The sequence below is a fragment of the Paenibacillus sp. 2KB_22 genome, assembly GCF_052115745.1.
Classification (GTDB): Bacteria; Bacillota; Bacilli; order Paenibacillales; family Paenibacillaceae; genus Paenibacillus.
Genome location: NZ_JBFRHG010000002.1, coordinates 144,076 through 164,884, shown reverse-complemented (window position 1 = coordinate 164,884; position 20,809 = coordinate 144,076). Strand labels below are relative to the sequence as shown.

Here is a 20,809-nt window from a genome sequence, read left to right as displayed (position 1 = left end):
TTTGATTTCTTCCTTTCATTTATAACGCTTGATATAATTTAAGATTGCACTTTCAGATGTTCTGCCAGCAATGAAGCATAATATCTAGCTCCTTCCGGAGTTAAATGAACACCATCATGAGCAAATAAGTCGCTTCGGTTCTCACTAGCTGCATGCCAATCAATAAGGACTACATTTTGGTATTCATTTGCAATTTCTTGCAAGGCATCATTTACTGTATTCTGCCAACTTCTAGGAACACGCGTCGTTACTAGGTAGATTTTCTTGTCCGGTAAAGAATCAATTAAGGATCGCAGTTTGCTTTTATTAAAAACCCCATTGCTTCCCAGCTCAATGATAATCCGGTCTCTTAATATCCCCTCTGCTTGCAGCTGATCTACTACCTCTTGAGCGCTTGACATCTGCCTTCCAACCTTACCGTCAACCACGATTCCCGGAAGCAGCTCCTTCACGTAAGAGTCTACATCCAGCGCAATCGAATCGCCGATCAGCGTGATGCTCTCTCCCGCACTGGAAGAGTAAACGGGTTCGTCGTCATGACTTCTCTGCTGATTCTCATTGATCGGTATTTGCTCATCATTCGTGATTTGTTGTTTACCATCTTGTGTAATCTTTTGAACGCTCACCATTTGATCCAACATGGTTTGATCTTTGGTTGCGTTAATAATCCATGAATGAGCAATGAAGAAAGCGACAAATGTTAAACTCAAGGCAGCCAATGGTTTAAATCGATCATGCCGCCAAACTTTACGCCATGTTGCCCGGAAATGTCCCCTTCGGATCGGCTCTTCAATGAACTTGTACGATAATGTGGATAACAACATAATGATTACAAAACGCAAGATCATTTGTCTGAATTGAAGTCCCTCAGTGCTTGCCTCAGGTTGCATTAAAATAATGACGGGGTAGTGCCAGATATATAGGCTGTATGAATGCTGACCAAGCCAAGTTAGTGGCCGACACCCAAGGATTTTACCAAGCCGACTGGCCGGATGTACCAAAACAGCAACAATCACATTCGATAACAATGACAGAAAGAGAAATCCAAATTGATATAACGAATCATCAAACTCATTCGTGCGATAAATTAATAGAATCAAGATGAACAATCCTAATGTGCCAATAATATCAAGTGACGTGCGCCTTAATGGTGAAATCGTCCCACGGATTTTCCAGCTTGGCCTTACAACTGCCAACGCAGCACCAAACAGAATGGCAAAAGCTCTAGTGTCTGTTCCATAGTAAACTCTGCTGGGGTCTGTTCCTGGCACGTACATTAGCGCCATAGCTGCTGCAGAAATCATAGCCAACACCAACATGCACAATAATAGTTTTCCACGTCGGGGTGCGAACCTTAAGCAAACAAGCAGAATAATAGGCCAAATCACGTAAAATTGCTCCTCGATGGAAAGTGACCATAAATGTCCGATCGGCGAGGCTGGACCGAAGCTTTCAAAATAGGATACTTCATGAAAAATAAGGTACCAATTATTCACATAAAAAATGGAAGAGATGAAGTCTCCTTTTAGTGACAAAAGTCTGGCTGGATCAGAAGCCAATAAGCAAATTGCAACAAGGAGGAGCATGCTTAACATCGCAGGTAACAATCTGCGAAACCTCCTCATCCAAAAGTTCCAAATCGATATGTAACTGTTCATTTTCCACTCGTAAAGAAGCTGATCCGTAATCAAGTACCCGGACAGAACAAAAAATACGCCTACTCCGAGTAATCCGCCTTGCGCCCATTTCAAATCCATATGGTAGGCTATGACCGCCAGTACAGAGATAGCCCGTAAACCATCAATCCCTGGCATATAACGCTTTTTCGGTTGATTCAATTTCCCCACCTCATTATGCTTCATTCCTTTTCTGTATAGGGAATATGTTTCTTTTTAAATATAATCAGTGGATGTCGCGAAAGTTTGATCAAGATGTAAACAAGTTGTTACAACGGATACATCCCTATTGACACAGAAAAAGCCCTTGATCCCGGAACTTGCTCTGGATCAAGGGTTTCTCAATGAGATGTTGCTATTTAAATTCAATAATAAAAGCGGGCTCCTTTGTCGAATTATCATGGGGTATACTATTTGAATTCGTAAAGGTTCTAGGACCTTGGATGAACAATCTTGTATTATCCGAACTCCATTTCATATTGGAAGGTAATATCCCGCGATAAACGGGCCCGTTATATAAAACATTTCTTCCTTGTATTTTTCCGACATAGACAGCATCTTCATCTTGCAACGTATAGGCAATGAATTTTTTGTCCGGAGAGAATTCAAATGTAAACACTCGCTCCAGAATGACGGAAAGCTCACCATTTCGTTGATCATATTCGTACAACGTATCATCTCTTCCCAGAAAAGCAAATTGATCCTCACTGATCCAGGTCATTTGTTTGTCTGCCATTTGATGTTTGTACTTCGCCTCAAAATGTCCATCGGCTAATTTGCCAAGCACGAGCGTAATACTTCTCGATTGACGGGTTTCAAACAACTTAATTAATGCACTGCGGCCATCATTGGATACCTGAGCATCAAGAAGAGTGTCACCTGGACCAAACCCTTGTAAAGAGTACGATTGGGATAACTTCGTCTTCGTATCATAAACCCTCAAGGTATCCTTTTCATATTGAACTGGGTCCTGAACGAGATAACCTATCATTTGGCTGTTTTCAGACCAGGACATAGTTTGCAGATAACTTTGACCCTTGGGATCGAATGTATCGACCTCCGTTTTCTTGCCGTCCTTTGTAGACATTAATGTAGTCGTTATCGTCGTTTGATGAGTATGAACATCAGCGATCTGGTCACCATCCGGAGACAGCGCTATTCGGGAATGGTCTCCTTCGCTTTGAATTATGTTTTTGCTTTCTTCAAAGGGATAAGCCAACTCTTTTAACTTATAACGTTCAGGAAAACCCGTGTTTTTGAATGAACCAATAAGCGAATCGCTTGAAGTCCAGCCCAACCAGTAGCCATTATCCGTATTCTCATCCGGAAGACGATAGATTTTTTGGACTTGGACAGGACTTAGCAATTCTTGATTTGCCGGTTCGGACATTTCGTCCCCAGAGATAATGACCGTTTCGTTCTGATACCGGGTACCACAAGCTGTCAGCAAAAGGATAAGCAAACACAGCAAACTTAACCCCAATCTGCCGGATGTTTTAAGCATGAATGCTGCCCTCCTCTGCTGGTTTTGAATGCTTAAACTCTACAGTAACTGTAGTGCGATGCTCTCGACTAACGACGGAAATGGAGCCTTCCAATTCATCCACGATAGACTTGACGATACTTAGTCCCAGTCCCACGCTGCCCTCTTCTGAGCCTGTGGGATGAGCAAGGTAGAATGGTTCAAACAGCTTGGAGAGTTGGTCAGCATTGATCGGATCACTTGGATTGTCGATAGTAAAGCGAATTTTTTCTTCTGCATGAACACCTCTTACACTAATCTCCGAAAAATCCAAACTGTATTTGATGGCGTTATCCAGAAGGTTGATAAAAAGCTGACGAATTCGGTCCTCCTGGGCGAGCATGAATAACTCCTTCTCCATGTCTACACATATGCTTTTTTTGTATCTCTGTGCGCGTATGGCCATGGACTCGCATACATCCCGCAGAATGGCTCCCGCTTCAACGTAATTCAGGTCCTGATGGACGGCGTGACGACGGGAAACTTCAAGCAGTTTAAGCACCATTTTGTGGAGTCGCTTGCTCTCTTCAATGATGTGATTCATACCTTTTTCAAAAAAGTTGCGATCCTTCTCTCCGTTCGTCTTGATCAATTCGGCATAGCCTAAAATGGAAGTTAACGGTGTTTTTAGTTCATGGGTAATATTATCAAAAAAGCGCTTTTCCTGCTCATGGAGCTCTTTGAGATGGTCACGATCCTTTCGAATAATGTTCATTTGCAGACCAATCTGATTAATCATGTCATTAAAATTATCCGCGAGCCGCCCAATCTCATCTTTTCGTTTCAATCGGATGCGGACGTCCAAATTTCCATTCTTCACCTCAGAAGAGGCTCGGGCGAGTTTACCAAGTGGAAGGGTAATGTGCCTGGACAGAATGAAGGAAAACAGAAAAGTAACTGCAAATATGGCCAATGTAATATATAGTGTTGTGTCAAGAATTCGATTGCTTTGCTGATACAGCTGGCTAAAGTCCTTGTAGAAACGCAGAATTCCAACTTTTGCTCCATCGATCACAACGGGATAAGAGAACAGGACCGTTGCTTGATCACCATCATAATTAATGTTATAAGCGGTCTTACCATCGACGGCCTCTTGCAGATCAGTCCCCTGCGGCTGTGTAAACAAGGACTTTTCAGAGGCATATATTAATTCTCCATCGACGTTATATACGCCGACGCTATTCCCGGTGGCATGATTCAGATTGTTTCCCAGTTCCTCAGCCATTTCTCCGAAGTACAGTTCGTTGTTTGAGAAATGATTAATCAAAAAGGTCTGTCGAACGTAAACGTTACTATTATTTTTAAGACCGACTAATTCGGTTTTGATCAGGTTTTGGTTACTTGTATGGATAGTCTCCATCACCGTTTGGCTCAATACAAGAAATGAAAAGGAGAAAATCAAGAGAAAACCGATAAGAAATTTAATACTGATTTTGCGCATATTAATCCCCTGTTTTTTTGAACTTGTATCCGATACCGAATACCGTTGTAATAAGGTCGGTAGCATCCAGCTTTTTGCGAAGTCGCTGGATATGTGTATCTACCGTTCGTGTATCACCAGCAAAGTCATAGCCCCAGACCATATCAAGCAGTTCGGACCTGCTAAATGTTCTCCCGGGATTCCTCACCAGCGTCATGAGCAGATCATATTCCTTAGGCGTTAAATCAACCGGTTTAGCATTGTTGTTCACAAGTCGTTCTTCGAAGCGAATCTCAATGTGACCAAAACAGATACTATCCGGCTGCCGATCACTCTGTTCTCGGAGGTTGGACTGCTCCAACCGGCGAAGGATGGTCCGGATCCGGGCTATCACCTCGCGTAGATCAAACGGCTTTGTGATGTAATCATCTGCACCGAACTCGAGTCCAAGCACTTTATCTGTAATATCGGATTTCGCGGTGATCATGAAGATCGGGATGTTATATTCGGCGGTAACTTTTTTGCAAATATCCAGACCGCTCTGGTCTGGAAGCATCCAATCCAGCAGCAAAAGATCAGGTTGAAAGGACTGGATTTCACTAATTCCTGCAGCCCCGTTTGATGCGACACGTGTTTGATATCCCTCCAAAGAGAGTCCATATGAAAGCAAATCTGCAATGGGCTTATCATCTTCAATAATTAGGATTTTTGAATTATTCATTATAATCTCCATCTCATTTGGTTACTCATGTCTACGAGCTCTTCGACATTGAATCCTATGTTAACGATTTGTCGAGAATTAATCAATTCATTTGAATTTCAGGCCCGTCGTCGGCACTCTCCCGGTACTGTCCCGGCGTCAAACCCTCCACCTTTTTGAATATTCGAATGAAATAAGATGGCTGATACCCGAACTCTCTCCGCGATTTCGTTAATTTTCATATCCGTTTCCCGAAGCAGCTCCTTTGCCTTGGTTATTCGTATTGTGTCACATAATTAATGAAATCGGTACAAGAACTGGTACCCATAAAAAAAAAAAAGAAAGCCGCTAAAATAGCGACTCTCAATTGGACCATGTTCTTATCTCTCGAAACTTGAATCATTAACATTCGTGGTCCAAATTTATTAAAACCTTTTTCCGCAATTGGAGCAAATACAACATTCATAAATAAGGAGGCGTTAGTCTGAGGGCTCTTCCATTCATATTTATTAACCCCCTTCTTCAGGAGCAGTCAATCCATTCAAGATTTTATTTGATTTATCATTTAAAAGTTTGTTAATGGTAACTCCAAATAAAACACAGCAAGTAATTGCCGCACATAAATCTGCGATGGGTTCAGCAATAATAACTGCGTCCGTTTTCGGACTAACAAAATTGGGGAGGAAGAGTACTAATGGAATAAGCAGAATAATTTTGCGCAAAATCGCGATGAATATAGAAACTTTAGCTTGTCCCAAGGCAATAAAGATCTGTTGAAAGGCTAATTGAATACCATAAATACATGTTCCCAGGAAAAATATTTTCATTAGTCTAGCCGTCAGTCCAATAAGCTCTTGATCGTTGGTGAACAGGCTAATGGGTAGCCGTGGTATAAATATCGCTATGCCCCACATTAACAAGCCAATAGTAGCACAAATAATACTACAATATGAAACTGTGGATTTTACTCGTGAATAATTGTGAGCCCCGTAGTTATAGCTAATGATGGGTTGTGCGCCCTGTGCAAAACTGGACAGCAACAGCCCAAATATCTGCATCAGCGTTCCCATAATTCCCATAGCCGCAACATACATGTCACCACCATATCTGGCGAGAGACGTGTTAAATACAATTTGAATTAAACTTTCCGTCGATAGCATAATGAACGGAGAAAGCCCCAACGCAAGGACGCTTGCTGCTTGTTTAAGGTTGATGCGCATATTGGATAAGCGTAAGCGCAAATGGGCACGTTTGGACGTTAAAAAGCCTAACACCCAAATCGCCGAAATAAATTGTGCAATAACAGTAGCCCATGCCGCACCCTTAATGCCCAAATTCATACCATAAATAAAAATGGTGTCGAGGATAATGTTCACAACGGCACCAACACATACCGTGAGCATGGCTGTTTTAGCATATCCTTGTGCTGCAATAAACGGATTTAATCCCAGAGAAATGAGTACTCCTAAAGTTCCAAAAAGGTAAATGTCTAAAAATTCATTGGCGTATGGCAAAGTCTCATGACTGGCACCAAATAGTATTAAGAATGGTGACTTAAATAGAAGAAACACAGTTGTTATTAGTATGGATCCCATTAGTAGCATAAAAAAACAACTACCAAGCAATTCTTCCGCTTTTTTATGTTCCCCTTCTCCCATTTTTATAGAAGCTAAAGGAGCACCACCCGTTCCAAATAGAGCTGCAAACGCTGAAATTAACATAATAATCGGAAAAGATACACCTATTGCCGATAAAGCTAGTGTTCCCCCTTCTTCCATTCTGCCCAGGAACATTCGATCAACTAAGCTATACATGGCATTGATTAACTGAGCTATGACGGCCGGAGTAGCTAACCAAAAAATCAGCTTGGGAATACTTTCATTCGTAAAACGGTAATTCATTGTATTTTTCATAACATGGACATCCTTTTTTGATCTTTAGAAAATGTTATTACTGCTCAAAAAGCCATCATAAAAAAACAGCAAGAAACAGCAAGAAACAGCATGAACATGTTGTTATATGAATTAATCAGAAAGAAATATATATGTTTAACTTACTGTTCCTATAGGATGTGAATGGATAAATACTTACATCTGATATTGCTTGATGGTAGGCGCATCCACAGTTTTTGTGATCTTTAAATTCATGCTTTTCCTCCTATTAACTCTTATTATCATTAATGAAAGGGAGCACTTTTCATCATGTATTAATCGATTAATATAACATTGGATTCGGATCAATGAATATAGATTAACATAATAAACACCTATGTAAAACATCGATTTTAAAGGTGCTAGTATACGTTTAATGATCTTTAAACTGTATGTTTGATCCTACCATACTAACGATCTAATAGAAACGATTATGCGTAGAAATAGAGCGTATAATGAATAGGGGAATTCATGGTTTCCAAAAATGATTAACTACGCTAATACAGTGACTGCGAAATTAGTAGTTACCTAATCGCAATTTGACTACGTTCTTGTCTATTCCGTCAATCGGTACAAGTTCTTGTCCTTGGCTTGGGACACGAACTTGTACCGATAACATAAAAAAGCCGCTAAAATAGCGACTTCAATGGGAATATGTTCTTGTCCCTCGACATTGAAAGAATACCCTACTCCACTTATACTACGTAGGTGTCAACGTGTTGATAGAAGTAATTTCATCATATTTACTAGAAAGGAGGTGATGGAATGAGTACATATGAGGCACTGGATGTCATGCTCAACTTTGGTATTTTAATTTTCGCGATGCTAGCTTTCCTTGCATCAAACACAAAAAAGCGATAGCCTCCCCGCCAAGAGCTGCTACCGCGATTCACTTTACGTAATTATCATAATCTTTACCGCCAACACACCTCTCAGTACTCAGCCCGAGATACTTCCGCATCAACACGCCAGCCTCCGCCGCCATCTGTTACCTCTTCGTAGACTTTGATGCCGCGTTGGCGAAAGCCTTTGCGCACCTCGTAGATGTCTGCGGTGAGTTTGCGTTGAGCTTCAGCAATTGCGTCGACGTACGGGCCAAGCGTCTTTAGCGTTGCTTTGATGAGCGCGATATCCCGTTCAAATGCGGTGAGAACACGCGGGAGGATGATATGCGATTTGATTAACGTATGATCTTCGTTGGTGATATCGATCATTAGGTGGGAGACCTTCGTATGTAGGGCGTTTAATCCGCAAAATCGAAACGTTTGTTCTTAGTATAGCTCGGAAACTGCGAATTATACTAGCCGGAGAAATGTCGCGACGTCGCGACATATTAGCGTAACCATACGCAACACTTCTGCGCGGTTGTGAATTGCGCATCTCAGGTGCTGTGCGGTATAACTACAAAAAACTGCAAACAGAAATGATATCCGCTGCGGGTCAGAATACTTTTATTTTTCTTCGTTCAAATACTCTTGAACGTCAATGCGCTTCTCGTTGTATTTGTCATCATCAGTTAAGGAAATAACTTCATTCATTACTGGTTTAGTAAGTGAAGAGTCTTCCATTTTCATTAGGCTTAAGCCTGCTAAATAAAAATAATTAACATAATTGACCTTTCCATCAGTAAAGGCACCTTCCATATTATCCTTGAGAAGTACCTCAAAAGCATAATTTCTTGTATCATCCATCTGAGCTTTAGTAGGTATAGGGTAACCAACACTTTCAAAGAAAGAAAGATCGCTTGAGTCAGTTCGAATAGTTGTATCAAAATTTAAGTCTGTAAGTTCAAATTCAGAATGATCCTTGTAATTACTTAATATGTACTTAGCTGATTCTTCAAAGTCCTTCAGAAGTTTTGTCTCTTTATCAAAGTCCTCTGTAAGAGTATTTTTAAGCCTCTCTACTTCCTTCTCTTCTACCAGTAATTCTGCGATATTGTCGATTCCTTTGCCTAACGATCTACGCACATACGAATAACTTTGGGATTCTGTCGCTATAATTGTAGACTTTAATACCGCAGCGATGAAGGCCGCATCCGTATCTTTAAAATCGGTTACGGTCATATCTAGGTATGTCTTTGCACGATCAATGTTACCTGACTTCAATTGCTCACTAGCCATACGTAAAGGTTCAGGTATTATATTTTCTTTTACTTCTCTATTGTCTTCTTCCTCAACAGCAACAACATTATTATCGGAGTTAGTCGCACTAGAAGCCTCTAATGATGCCTTCTCTTTTTCATTTGTCCGGGGGTCACTGCTACACCCTGCTATCACTGAAATTGAGGCTAAAATTGACAACGCTATTTTAATTTTATTCATTAAGCAAAAAACACCTCCCTTATAATACTTCAAAGTATATCATATATCGAAAAAAGCGCAGCCCTCATTGGAAGTGAATCCGCGAGATAGATCGTCACGAAGCTTGCCCCCATAGTTCTTATTTATACCTATATTTGCATTCGGCCTCGGTGGGGTCTTCACTCTAAGCATGACCTTGCCACTGGATAATACGAAGACGGTTGAAGAATCTAATGTTTGGAACGCATTCGTTCTAACTGTGGGTTATCTAATCGCAGCGATAGGACCGTTTGTGGTTGGATTTGTGCGGGATATTTCTGGAGACTTCGGTACTTCGATCTGGCTGCTTGTAGGTGTAACAATAATTATGCTAGTCTTGACACATTTTCTTAAACCGAATGATTGTTCCATACAATAGTATTTTTAAATCCCCCTATTATTACTCACTAAACTTTTTTCGGAATAATTGTAAAATTTTTGACGCGTAAGGATTTTGGACGCTTTTCAATAGGAATGATTAAACTCTTGTTTATTACAAAAAACCAGCTAATATATATCAGGATATTAGCTGGTTTTCTCTTCTAGTCCGTTTCCCAGATGTCATTAACACCCACAAGAGAAGGCCCGTTTGCAGACTTCAATAGAATGTTCCCTCTATTTTGTGTATACTCTACCAAAGAAATAGCTCCTTTGATTGTTTCCAGTTGTACATCAACTCTCGATGGTACAAATCTCAAACGATGTACTATCCCTCTTGCGATATTAAGAGACAACTTTGATGGTGTTCTAATGATAAGATCAAGGTCACTTTCCGAAGTAACTGTTGGAAGCCCTGTTGTTAATTCGAAACCTACACTTCCTGTTGGACCCCAGATTAGTCCATAGGAATCCATTAGTGCACTCACATGGAACAATGACTGCAGAGCAGGTAATGATCCTATCCGAAGGTTTTTCCTCCATAACGACTCGTCCACCAGTTCTTCAGGTGTAATTCTACTTACCACACGGTCATACGGTAGAAATGCTGCGAATCGTTTATTCCTTGTTTGTCCGCGTACACCTACTGCGATCTGATCTCCCAGAGAAAAAGCTCGACGAACGACGACAAATGGAACATTTTCAATAGACGTAAATACCCAATCTGGGATTTCAGAAAAACTGACCAAATCCTGTATACCATCGATTTTCAACAAATCATGAGGTTTTAGGTCCATTGTCTTTTCAATTCTTTTCTGACTTTTATGGAAGCTTGCCGCCCACCATTTAGTGCGGCTATGGTCTGTAAACGGTTAGTTAAGTCAGTGGATGTGTTCTGAATGTCCTCCATCGCTTGAATCAGTTTCTCACGAATCGTTTGGATATCCTGATGCTTTGGCAAGTCCGCTTCAATTCCTTCTATTAATTCATGAACTGCTCCTAACGTAGCATATGATTGAATATCGTACGCCATTGCTGGTATTTTTTCGGTGGCTTTCTCCAACTCATCGATACTTCTTCGGGTGATGCGCGTTGCAGATTGTTTGGACATCGCATGAACATTCACGCCTGGATCATTTAGTGCCAAGATGCGGCTCGCTTGATACCCGTGGGCAAGGAAGGCACCGGAAATTGCTTTACCGACCAGAAGGGATATGACAGGATGTCCAGCTAGTCTTGCCGATGCATAGGCGTCAACAGCAGCAGCACAAGCGTAGTGAATACCGAATAATTCCTCTCGATAACCATATGCTTGGCTTGGTACATCGACAATAGCAATGATGGAACGTGGGTTTCCACCTCTATCTTCTTCGATAACTTGCCGGATACGCTTTGCTATCTCCCAACCTTCCTCCAGACCAACTTCACCATTTCGCACTCGAGGAAAGCGATTATGTGGATTAGGGACTACAGAAATATACCGGACGAGATGTTTACCTAACTGAACATCTCCATATAAAACTGATGGTAGATCTGTTTGTGGATTATCCATACCAGTTAAAGCTGTAAACCATATCCTTCCTCGGCTTTGGGGCATGTCTTCAACATTATTGGCAATCTTATTTACCTGGGGAATTTTTACCTGTTGTTGTTTTGTTTGTCCCCACAAAGTTTGAAACAGTTGTGGGTTTGTTTTTTGTTCTGGATCAACGAGTTTCAAGAGTTTTTGAAATAAATCTACTTGTTCAGTTCTGTTTGTTTCTTTTTTGTTTTCAAAAACAGCCTTCTTGACAGCAAGAAGTATTTCTTGTACATCATCGTTAACTATAGTATCGACCAAGCCTGTACTGAAGCGCTGTGTTCCACCAATCGTGCCCCAAATAAGCTGGCGATCCCTCGAATCGAATTCTTCAACTCCAGCTTCCTGTTCAATAACCTCAGGTCCGTTAAGACCAAATCGGCCCTGCTTCGTCATAATGAGATGACTAAACAACGCAGCCGTGATTGACATGCCCCCGAAACAGCCTACATTGCCAGGAATGATCCCCAAAACAGGTACGTATTGGCGAAGAGCTACCACAGCCGAACTAATCTCCGAAATGGACAACAGTCCATAATTTGCCTCTTGTAACCGAACACCGCCGGTATCAAGAATCACAATGGGAATGATTTTTCTTCCATTTTGATTGTCCTCTAAGGCTAACTCTAGTGCTCCTGCAATCTTTGCACCAGATACTTCGCCGATTCCACCACCTTGAAAGCCTCCTTCTATAGAGATGACAACAATAGAATGACCACTGACTGTCCCCTGGGCAATGACGACACCATCATCACTTTGCGGTACGATACCTTGAGGGGCTAAGTGAGGGGATTCAAGCTTATCAAACGGTCCTAATAACTCGCGAAATGTCCCTGAATCCATTAGAGTCTCGGCACGTTCTCTGCCACTTAATTCAATAAAACTATGTCTAATTTGTCTGTTCACGAACACTTACCTCCAATGCTTGCGCTAGACGTAATGCAACAACACCTGGGGTTGCACCAAAATCATTAATGGTTACTCGTGCAGAAACATCATGAACCGTAAAAAAACGATCCATGACTGCTCTCCATGTCTGCCCAAATCCTTCACTACCTGTACGCACAAATACCTTTGTTCTGTGGTCACTCGAAGGTTCAAGCAAAACTTCCAAATCACCAGACCCCACAATACCAACATGCGCACGAGATGCCACGGTTTTCGTTGCATGATATTCAAATAGTAATGTTTCCAAAGTAAGCACCTCCCATTAATCGGACTTCGTTAACTCTCGCAACAAACCCAATCCAAAAACAACGTTGCAGCCAACAAATCTGCACTTCCACCTGGAGATACTCGTGCGGAAAGCAATTTGTCTTCCAACAGTTGCAGTCTGTGTTTCCCTTCTATTGTAGTGCTTCCCCCTGCTTCTAAAACTGCTTTAGCATGAGTTTTTGTCATAGATAATGCCTCTAATCCACCACGGTGAAGAATACAGGTATCATCTAAGGTAGCCATCAATGCCAAGAGTGCATCAAGTCTGGCTTCCTGTTCATTAATAACTTTGCTTCTGGCCTCTCTCAAGGCAGGAAGAGCAACATGCACAACGTGAGGGAAACCTTCCTGCGCTTCTCCAATGGCACCAGAGAAACCAAAACGTTTTCTCACCTTATTTCCATTAGTGTCATGCTCATGAGGAGTGGGGGCTGGATAACTTGCTATTTTGCCAGCTGTTTGAGTTAGCTGATCCACATCCGTACAATAGCCATGAATAGAGGTAGCAGATATCAATAGACCTAGCGCCCAAATGGCACCTTTATGCGTATTGATGCCACCTGTTGCTTCAAACATTCGACGCTCTCCCTCTTGCCCAATCCATGCTAACATATGACGTAAACGTTGATTTGGCTGTTCATTAATACTTTTAAGAGACATTTCTTTGAACGTAGCATGCAAACTACAGGCAGACCTTACCATCAAAGTAATATTCATGTCCGTATGAGCGCCGCTGCTTCTAGCGTCAACTAGTCCTGGTTTAGGTGATAACATGGCTTCTTCAACAAGTGCTTTAACTGCAAGATCCGCCAGATAAGTTGCATATAACTCCTCTTGGCCACGACTGAAATGATCATATATACGCATCACCAATTTCTAAATTTCGCAGGGGGATTATATAATCCCCCTGACCACTCTACAATGTCTTCTACGTTTTGTGCAGCCAGCAAAGAGCGTTTGGCATCCGTTCTACGGATCTCCAAGTCCTCCGGAAAGGCAATAAGTCCGGCTTGTTTTAATTTCTCATTTCGTTCTGGATTATGATCGATTCCAATGGGTGTTACTCCAGCAATGGCTGCAAGCGCTTCTCGCCGCTCTTCCAAACTTTGCGCTCTATATAAGTAAGCGATACCTTCTTCGGTAACTACATGCGTGACATCATCGCCATAGACCATGACGGGCGTAGTGGATAATCCTGCTTCCTTACGGACATCGATTGCATCCAAGGATTCAACGAAAACAGGCGTATTTCCAGATTGATATGTTTCTACCATTTGAACGACCAGCTTTCGGCCCATGCTGATGTCTCCCTCTACAGTCATCATATCTAACCATGCTGGGGTAGAATGTCGGCGTCCTCTTGGGTTATGTCCCATATTTGGGGCACCTCCAAATCCCGACAAACGACCTGAGGTTACTGTTGATGAATTGGCAAGTCCATCTATTTGAAGTGTTGAACCGATAAATAAATCCACGGCATACTGTCCTGCAACCTGGCACATTGCCCGATTTGATCGTAAACTTCCGTCTTTCCCAGTAAAAAAGACATCTGGACGCGCTGCTACGTACTTTTCCATCCCTACTTCACCGCCAAAACAATGAATGTTCTCTATCCATCCACTTTCAATAGCTGGAATCAGCGTAGGATGAGGATTCAAAGCCCAGTGCTTGCATATCTTACCCTTCAAGCCCAATTGTTCTCCATAAGTGGGTAATAAAAGCTCAATGGCAGCTGTGTTATATCCAATGCCATGATTTAATGACTGAACATTGTGCCGCTCATAGATCCCTCGAATAGCCATCATTCCCATTAATATTTGCAGCTCCGTTATATGTCTAGGATCACGTGTAAACAACGCTTCAAGTTGGTAGGCATTATCGGCTTTAACAATAAAATCCACCCAGTCCCCAGGAATATCGACACGAGGAAGTGTATCCGTTATTTCGTTCACTTGAACAATGACAATTCCATCTTTAAATGCGGTTGCTTCAACAATAGTTGGCGTCTCTTCGGTATTGGGTCCGGTATAAAGATTACCATTCTGATCTGCCTTATCAGCTGCTACTAAAGCTATATTAGGGATTAAGTCTATAAACAATCGCCCATACAGTTCTAAATACGTATGAATCTCACCAATTTTGAGCGTCCCGTCTTCAATCATCTGCGCTATTCGAAGACTTTGAGGACCTGCATAGGAAAAGTCGAGCTTTTCTGCAATCCCTTGTTCAAAAATATCCAAATGTTCTGGACGAGAAATACTGGACATGATCATGTGAAGTCCATTTACTTTGTCAGCATTAACTTGAGCAAGTGAAGTTGAGAGAAATGAAGCTTGTTTTTGATTGTTACCTTCTAAAACAACTCGATCTCCATTAATTAAAAGGGTTTCTAGTGCTTCAACAATACGATCTGTTGGAATAATCCTCCCTTTTGTTATGTTACTCAGTTTAGAAATTCGTATAGCTTTCTCATCTCGTCTTGTCGTCCATGAACGTCGTGACTGACCAGTTTTATTTGTTATATTCATTCACATTAGCTCCTTCCACACACTAGTTTAATATCCTAATATCCACTTTGGTAACGCTTAATTATTTGAACAGTATTCTTCAAACCGGTTGTTGATACATCAATAGCATGTGCATCAGGAAATGCTTCCGAGGCAAGATTACTTAATACGTTTCCGGGTGATAATTCGACATATAATCGAGCACCTAATTCAAATAGAACAGATGTAGCATCATGCCACCTTACAGGATTACAAATACTTAGTGCCAGATCCTCTCGTATTGTTTGAGCTGTTCGTAGAGGACGGGCAGTGCGGTTACCTGCAAAGGGAATAGTCGGTTTTTGAAGTTCGACATGTACCAACAAATTCGATAATTCATTGGCTATACGATTTAACAGTGGACAGTGTGAAGGAACACTGACATTTAGTTTGCAAGTCCTCCGTGCTCCAGCAGTTCTCGCCTCCTGAAAAACACGCTCAATGGCAGAATCTTCACCAGTAATGGTCAATTGTGTAGGTGAATTCAAATTTGATATATACACGGGATAAGATGGTGTGTGAATTCGATCTATGATAGACGCCAGTTGTTTTTCTCGAATGCCCAAAATGACACCCATGCCATATCCTTTTGGAAAAGCTTGCTCCATATATTCTCCACGTCGTCTTACCAAGTTAACGGCTTCCTTGAACGGTATTACACTTGCAATAACCGCAGCGCTAAAGGCACCTACAGAATGTCCAGCAACCATATTGGGTCTGGCTCCTCTCTGCTGTAGCAGTCTTGCCGTAGCAACTCCTGCGACTATTAAGCAAAGCTGGACCGCTACCGTAGAATCTAATTGGTCTTCAGCATCTAAAGTCAAAATGTCCCTTTCAAGCACCAGGCTTGCTTCTTCAACCGTTTGCTGCACAATGGGTTCTTCCAAAGGTAATTCATGTAGCATTCCGGGATACTGTGACCCTTGTCCCGGAAATAAAAAAGCTACTGACATATCATTCACCTTTATCTCATTAGAATTTTACTTCCTACGTCACAAAAACGATACGATTGCACTAGCGATCTATTTTTATTATAATTCTCAACATATATATAGTTAAATACATGTTTCAATATATGTTATATAAATCATAAGTTATGAGGGAGGTATTATGGAACTTCTGCAATTACGTTATTTCAAGACTGTCGCACGTTTGGAACATATGAGCCAAGCAGCCGAAGAACTGCACATTTCTCAGCCTTCACTTAGTAAAACCATTGCCTTATTGGAAAAAGAACTTGGCATCAAACTTTTTGATCGCCGTGGAAAGAACATTCAACTTAATGAATACGGCAAGCTCTTTTATAAAAGAGTGGATGAATCCCTGGTGGCACTAGAGAATGGAAAACGTGAGCTAGCTGATTTGAAAAACGAAAATCATGGTGAAATTAAATTGATGGTGCTTACTGCGTCTCATCTTCTCCCAAATTTGCTGACTGAATTCCGCAAGGTTCACCCTTATATAAGTTTCCAGCTATTGCAACATTCCCCTCATTCCATAATCCGTCCTGACTTTGATTTGTGTATCGGTGCACATTCGTTTCAATTCCATGAATGTGAAAGTACTCCACTGTTAACTGAGGAAATCTTCATAGCAGTGCCTAAAAGTCATGATTTAGGTAAAGAAGAGTGTATTCACTTGAGTAAGGTTGCCAATGAAGGATTTATCAGTCTCAGATCTGGAGCAAATTTACGAGAACTAACCGATGAATTTTGTCGTAATGCCGGCTTTTCGCCGCGAATCATATTTGAAAGTGATGACCCTTCCATGGTGCGTGGATTGATTAATGCTGAACAAGGTGTGGGATTCATTCCAGAAGTCACTTGGGGAGGTTCGACAGGATCTTCAGTTAATCTTCTACGTATTAGTCAGCCAAGTTGTCAACGAACCATTACATTGTCTTGGAAACAGACTCAATATTTTTCAAAACCACTACGACTATTTAAAGATTTTACTATCCAATATTTTGCTCAGTTATCTGAACATCGACAATAACTAAGAAATTAATAACCGTAGCACTATTCATGAAAAAACAACCAGCTATCCAAGCGATAGTTGGTTGTTAGGTGATTCAAAATTTAACTATTTTCCGAACATGATTTTGTATTTATGTCAAACCGGATTTGAAGTAGATTCTCCAAGTTCTGCAGGGATCACATGTAATAACCGTTTAGAATCTGGATCTTCTAGGTTTACATTCACTTGATCATAATTAAATGAATTTGTAACAATTACCATTACAGTAGGATCATAGCCTGCAGCCTTGATCTGCTCTAAATCAAATTCAACTAACGGGTCTCCAATCGTAATTCTGTCATTTTCCTTCACCAACGGTTTGAAGTGTTGTCCCTTTAATTTTACAGTATTAATACCAATATGAATCAAAAGTTCTAGACCAGAATCAGATACAATTCCAATTGCATGTCCTGTTTTGTATACGCTGCTTACAGTACCACTTACAGGAGCTGTAGTAATGCCGCTTACTGGAACGATGCCTGCTCCCTTTCCCATAGCTTCCGAAGCAAATACTTCGTCACTAACACTGCTTAAAGGAACAATTTTACCTTCCACAGGTACCATTACATCATTCGGATTCACTTGATTGCTGATTGGGTTTGTCAGATTTTTATTAGATACACCAAAGAAATATGTTAGTATGACGGCTCCAACGAAAGCAATAAGTAACCCTATGATTTCTCCGATAAATCCTTGGCCTAAATAAGTGGGAATAGCCAACAAGCTAGGAAACGTAAACGTGGATGCATGCACTTCAAAAGATCCGATAACAGCGCCGCCAATACCCGCTGCAATCATAGCACAGTAGAAAGGCCGTTTTAACTTAAGCGTAACGCCATAAATTGCTGGTTCTGTAATACCAAATAAGGCAGTGATTGCTGCAGACCCTGAAAGTCCTTTGATTTTTGGGTCTTTACTTTTCAAAAATACGCCAAGAGAAGCACCAGCTTGAGAAAGGACTGCTGCACAAACCACCGGCAACCATTGGTCGTAGCCCTGATTAGCGACATTGTTTATCATCAGTGTAATCAACGCCCAATGAACTCCGAAAATAACAATCGACTGATGGAATGCCCCTAAAACCAATCCTGCAAGCAAAGGTGAAAAGGCATATATCACCAATAAAACCCAGGCGAACAAATCGCTAATCTTTGTGCCTACTGGGCCAATAACAGCTAGAGTCAGAGGTAACATAATCATAAGCGAAACCAGAGGGGTTAACATGTTTCGCATTGATTCTGGAAAGATTTTGTTCAATAAAGGTTCTAAATAAGAGAGTCCCCATATGGACAATAAAATTGGAAATACGGATGATGTATACGTAATCGGAACAATTGGTATACCGAAGAAATCAATAGTTTGCGAGTTGGATACAATTTCCACTAATGATGGGTGAATCAGTGCACCAGCCAAGGATACAGAAACGAATTGATTAACTTTTAGTTTTTTGGCTGCAGTAAACGCCAAGAAAATAGGTAGGAAGTAGAAAATGGCATCGCTCGCTGCATTCCAGACTTTATATGCACCGCTGTCGGTCGATAACCAATTCATTGTTGTAATTAAAGCCAGAATACCTTTTAAGATTCCTGCTCCAGCCAATGCTCCCAAGAAAGGTGTAAACACAGCCGAGACAAAATCCATCAATTGACTGACAGGATTAAATTTCCCAGATTGTTTTTCTGTAGCGCTTTCAGAGTTGGCATGTACTGCCATTCCAGGTAGCGAAGTTAGTTCATCGTAGACTTGAGCTACGGAATTACCTACAACTACTTGGTACTGTCCGGCACTGCTGACAACGGTAATAACCCCATCAGTACTTTCAAGCTTAGTGGTATTGGCAATATTTGAATCATTTAATTTAAAACGCAATCTTGTAGCGCAATGCCATACTGCATTTATGTTCTCTTTCCCACCTACGCCATCTAGAATATTTTCTGCCAGTTTCTGATAACTCATTGTTATCCCCCCTGCTGTTAGTTCCCGGATCATCCTGCTGAGCTGATCCGGGAATGCCATATTCGTTTAGTCGGTTTTCATCTTATTCAGGTATTTTTATAATTCCTCGCCGTTTGAATCAATAACTTGCTTATACCAGTAAAAACTATCTTTATAATGGAACTGACCACTTCCATTGCCCTTATCATCATAGTCCACATAAATAAAGCCATATCTTTTGCTCATTTCCGCAGTACCTGCGCTGATAATGTCAAAAGGAGCCCAAGTGCAGTAGGCAAAGATATCAGCACCTTCACGTATAGCCTCTTTCAAGGCAGCAATATGTTCTTGGTGATATTCGATACGATAATCATCATGAACTTGGTTGTCAGGTGTTAGAACATCTTTGAATCCAATACCATTCTCTGCTACCATCATAGGAACGTGATACCTATCCCAATACTGGGACATACAGAGGTATAAACCTGATGCATTAATAGACCAGCCCCAACGATTGGCTTTCAAGTGAGGATTTTTGACGGTAGAGTTAGGATCCATCGTATTCTCGCTTGCTTTAACAGTATTGGACCAATAATATGAGACTGCAAGGAAATCGGCTGTATTGTCTCGCAGCAATTTTTTCTCTTCTTCAGTAATTTTTAACTCGATACCCTTGTCTTTAAAATAAGCCATGGCATATTCTGGATAATCTCCACGGATTAGAACGTCACTGTAGAAGTACTGCATTCGATTCCGTCTAAAGTTTAATTCGACATCATCAGGTTTACAAGAATAGGGGGCTGTTAAGGTGTCAGCCAGCATCACTCCCAATTGCAAAGAAGAATTAAGTTTATGCCCAAACTCAGTGATCTTTGCTGATGCAACGAATTGATGATGTACTGCTTGAAATTGAGCCTGTTCGTAATGATCAACTTTATCTTTCAAAATACCTAGCGAGGCAAAAGCTTCTTTGTGAATAAGATTAATTTGATTGATAATGATCCAATACTTTACCATTTTATGATATCTTTGCAGTACAGTTTTTCCGTACTTCACGAAAAATTCGACCAGTTTTGAGTTTGTCCATCCACCATATTCCTCAACCAAATTCAAAGGCATTTCATAATGAAATATTGTTACAATTGGCTCAATATTTTTTTCTTTCATGTACTTAAATAGTTCATCATAGAAAGCCAAGCCCTTTTCGTTTGGGTCGGTATCATCACCATTAGGAAAAATACGACTCCAGGAGATAGATAAACGTAATGTTTTTACATGCATGTCAGCTAATACATCGATATACTCACGATATCTTTCATAGAAATGTACCCCTTGCCGTTTAGGAAAATAGTAATCTCCTTGTTGATACTTTTCATAAGTGATGGAATCCATATCATTAAAATGGAGGTCTGTGGGCTTAGCATCAGGTATAAAAGGTTGAATATCTGCGGTGCTTAGACCTCTTCCATCTTTGTTGTATGCCCCTTCTGCTTGGTTGGCTGCTATGGCGCCCCCCCATAGAAAGTCTTCTCTTATTTTGCTCATGTCT

General features: G+C 41.0%; 17 protein-coding genes and 1 pseudogene. 2 read left to right on the top strand and 16 right to left on the bottom strand.

The window, feature by feature from the left end:
- Positions 1 to 38: 38 nt before the first annotated feature.
- From AB4111_RS11665 to AB4111_RS11640, 6 genes and pseudogenes are all read right to left on the bottom strand, one after another.
- On the bottom strand, positions 39 to 1,847 hold the full coding sequence (locus tag AB4111_RS11665; RefSeq protein ID WP_442031741.1) for an acyltransferase family protein: 1,809 nt from the start codon (positions 1,845 to 1,847) through the stop codon (positions 39 to 41).
- Positions 1,848 to 2,031: 184 nt separating this feature from the next.
- Positions 2,032 to 3,180, bottom strand: a complete 1,149-nt coding sequence (locus tag AB4111_RS11660; protein WP_442031740.1) for a hypothetical protein — start codon at positions 3,178 to 3,180, stop codon at positions 2,032 to 2,034.
- Complete coding sequence (locus tag AB4111_RS11655; RefSeq protein WP_442031739.1) at positions 3,173 to 4,639, bottom strand: ATP-binding protein; 1,467 nt, start codon at positions 4,637 to 4,639, stop codon at positions 3,173 to 3,175. Before AB4111_RS11655 ends, AB4111_RS11660 begins: the two co-directional genes overlap by 8 nt.
- Before the next feature lies 1 nt (position 4,640).
- Positions 4,641 to 5,339 carry a winged helix-turn-helix domain-containing protein gene (locus AB4111_RS11650; RefSeq protein ID WP_442031738.1) on the bottom strand — a complete coding sequence of 233 codons (699 nt, stop codon included), beginning with the start codon at positions 5,337 to 5,339 and terminating at the stop codon, positions 4,641 to 4,643.
- Positions 5,340 to 5,421: 82 nt separating this feature from the next.
- Positions 5,422 to 5,602, bottom strand: a pseudogene (locus AB4111_RS11645) (helix-turn-helix transcriptional regulator); the annotation flags it as partial.
- Positions 5,603 to 5,827: 225 nt separating this feature from the next.
- Positions 5,828 to 7,231, bottom strand: coding sequence for an MATE family efflux transporter (locus AB4111_RS11640; protein WP_442031737.1), 1,404 nt, complete (start codon positions 7,229 to 7,231; stop codon positions 5,828 to 5,830).
- A 783-nt stretch (positions 7,232 to 8,014) separates the two neighbouring features.
- Between AB4111_RS11640 and AB4111_RS11635 the strand changes: the two genes are divergently transcribed.
- A complete protein-coding gene (locus AB4111_RS11635; RefSeq protein WP_442031736.1) occupies positions 8,015 to 8,110 on the top strand; it encodes a putative holin-like toxin in 96 nt (31 codons plus the stop codon).
- A gap of 71 nt (positions 8,111 to 8,181) precedes the next feature.
- Here the strand turns inward: AB4111_RS11635 and AB4111_RS11630 are convergent, their stop codons facing one another.
- The 8 genes from AB4111_RS11630 to mdcH form a co-directional block, all read right to left on the bottom strand.
- Complete coding sequence (locus tag AB4111_RS11630; protein WP_442031735.1) at positions 8,182 to 8,463, bottom strand: hypothetical protein; 282 nt, start codon at positions 8,461 to 8,463, stop codon at positions 8,182 to 8,184.
- 237 nt (positions 8,464 to 8,700) lie between these two features.
- Positions 8,701 to 9,573 carry a hypothetical protein gene (locus AB4111_RS11625; protein ID WP_442031734.1) on the bottom strand — a complete coding sequence of 291 codons (873 nt, stop codon included), beginning with the start codon at positions 9,571 to 9,573 and terminating at the stop codon, positions 8,701 to 8,703.
- A gap of 560 nt (positions 9,574 to 10,133) precedes the next feature.
- Entirely contained in the window at positions 10,134 to 10,766 is a 633-nt protein-coding gene (locus AB4111_RS11620) for a malonate decarboxylase holo-ACP synthase (protein WP_442031733.1), read from the bottom strand.
- The gene (gene mdcD, locus AB4111_RS11615) at positions 10,757 to 12,460 is read right to left on the bottom strand and encodes a biotin-independent malonate decarboxylase subunit beta (RefSeq protein WP_442031732.1); all 1,704 of its coding nucleotides are present in this window, start codon (positions 12,458 to 12,460) and stop codon (positions 10,757 to 10,759) included. The genes AB4111_RS11620 and mdcD overlap by 10 nt, the downstream gene beginning before the upstream one ends.
- Complete coding sequence (locus AB4111_RS11610; protein ID WP_442031731.1) at positions 12,438 to 12,743, bottom strand: malonate decarboxylase subunit delta; 306 nt, start codon at positions 12,741 to 12,743, stop codon at positions 12,438 to 12,440. Before AB4111_RS11610 ends, mdcD begins: the two co-directional genes overlap by 23 nt.
- Before the next feature lie 29 nt (positions 12,744 to 12,772).
- Entirely contained in the window at positions 12,773 to 13,630 is an 858-nt protein-coding gene (locus tag AB4111_RS11605) for a triphosphoribosyl-dephospho-CoA synthase (protein ID WP_442031730.1), read from the bottom strand.
- Positions 13,630 to 15,291 carry a malonate decarboxylase subunit alpha gene (mdcA, locus tag AB4111_RS11600; RefSeq protein WP_442031729.1) on the bottom strand — a complete coding sequence of 554 codons (1,662 nt, stop codon included), beginning with the start codon at positions 15,289 to 15,291 and terminating at the stop codon, positions 13,630 to 13,632. The genes AB4111_RS11605 and mdcA overlap by 1 nt, the downstream gene beginning before the upstream one ends.
- A 35-nt stretch (positions 15,292 to 15,326) precedes the next feature.
- The gene (gene mdcH, locus AB4111_RS11595) at positions 15,327 to 16,262 is read right to left on the bottom strand and encodes a malonate decarboxylase subunit epsilon (RefSeq protein ID WP_442031728.1); all 936 of its coding nucleotides are present in this window, start codon (positions 16,260 to 16,262) and stop codon (positions 15,327 to 15,329) included.
- Positions 16,263 to 16,419: 157 nt separating this feature from the next.
- Here mdcH and AB4111_RS11590 point away from each other — a divergent pair, with 157 nt between their 5' ends.
- Positions 16,420 to 17,304 carry a LysR family transcriptional regulator gene (locus AB4111_RS11590; protein WP_442031727.1) on the top strand — a complete coding sequence of 295 codons (885 nt, stop codon included), beginning with the start codon at positions 16,420 to 16,422 and terminating at the stop codon, positions 17,302 to 17,304.
- A gap of 117 nt (positions 17,305 to 17,421) precedes the next feature.
- Here the strand turns inward: AB4111_RS11590 and AB4111_RS11585 are convergent, their stop codons facing one another.
- Positions 17,422 to 19,281 carry a beta-glucoside-specific PTS transporter subunit IIABC gene (locus AB4111_RS11585; protein ID WP_442031726.1) on the bottom strand — a complete coding sequence of 620 codons (1,860 nt, stop codon included), beginning with the start codon at positions 19,279 to 19,281 and terminating at the stop codon, positions 17,422 to 17,424.
- 96 nt (positions 19,282 to 19,377) lie between these two features.
- A complete protein-coding gene (locus tag AB4111_RS11580) occupies positions 19,378 to 20,805 on the bottom strand; it encodes a glycoside hydrolase family 1 protein (protein ID WP_442031725.1) in 1,428 nt (475 codons plus the stop codon).
- Between the last annotated feature and the right edge of the window lie 4 nt (positions 20,806 to 20,809).

Coding starts and splice junctions, on each gene's coding strand:
- AB4111_RS11660 (WP_442031740.1), bottom strand. CDS start 3,180: ATGCTTAAAACATCCGGCAGATTGGGGTTAAGTTTGCTGTGTTTGCTT.
- AB4111_RS11655 (WP_442031739.1), bottom strand. CDS start 4,639: ATGCGCAAAATCAGTATTAAATTTCTTATCGGTTTTCTCTTGATTTTC.
- AB4111_RS11650 (WP_442031738.1), bottom strand. CDS start 5,339: ATGAATAATTCAAAAATCCTAATTATTGAAGATGATAAGCCCATTGCA.
- AB4111_RS11640 (WP_442031737.1), bottom strand. CDS start 7,231: ATGAAAAATACAATGAATTACCGTTTTACGAATGAAAGTATTCCCAAG.
- AB4111_RS11635 (WP_442031736.1), top strand. CDS start 8,015: ATGAGTACATATGAGGCACTGGATGTCATGCTCAACTTTGGTATTTTA.
- AB4111_RS11630 (WP_442031735.1), bottom strand. CDS start 8,463: ATGATCGATATCACCAACGAAGATCATACGTTAATCAAATCGCATATC.
- AB4111_RS11625 (WP_442031734.1), bottom strand. CDS start 9,573: ATGAATAAAATTAAAATAGCGTTGTCAATTTTAGCCTCAATTTCAGTG.
- AB4111_RS11620 (WP_442031733.1), bottom strand. CDS start 10,766: ATGGACCTAAAACCTCATGATTTGTTGAAAATCGATGGTATACAGGAT.
- AB4111_RS11605 (WP_442031730.1), bottom strand. CDS start 13,630: ATGCGTATATATGATCATTTCAGTCGTGGCCAAGAGGAGTTATATGCA.
- mdcA (WP_442031729.1), bottom strand. CDS start 15,291: ATGAATATAACAAATAAAACTGGTCAGTCACGACGTTCATGGACGACA.
- mdcH (WP_442031728.1), bottom strand. CDS start 16,262: ATGTCAGTAGCTTTTTTATTTCCGGGACAAGGGTCACAGTATCCCGGA.
- AB4111_RS11590 (WP_442031727.1), top strand. CDS start 16,420: ATGGAACTTCTGCAATTACGTTATTTCAAGACTGTCGCACGTTTGGAA.
- AB4111_RS11585 (WP_442031726.1), bottom strand. CDS start 19,281: ATGAGTTATCAGAAACTGGCAGAAAATATTCTAGATGGCGTAGGTGGG.
- AB4111_RS11580 (WP_442031725.1), bottom strand. CDS start 20,805: ATGAGCAAAATAAGAGAAGACTTTCTATGGGGGGGCGCCATAGCAGCC.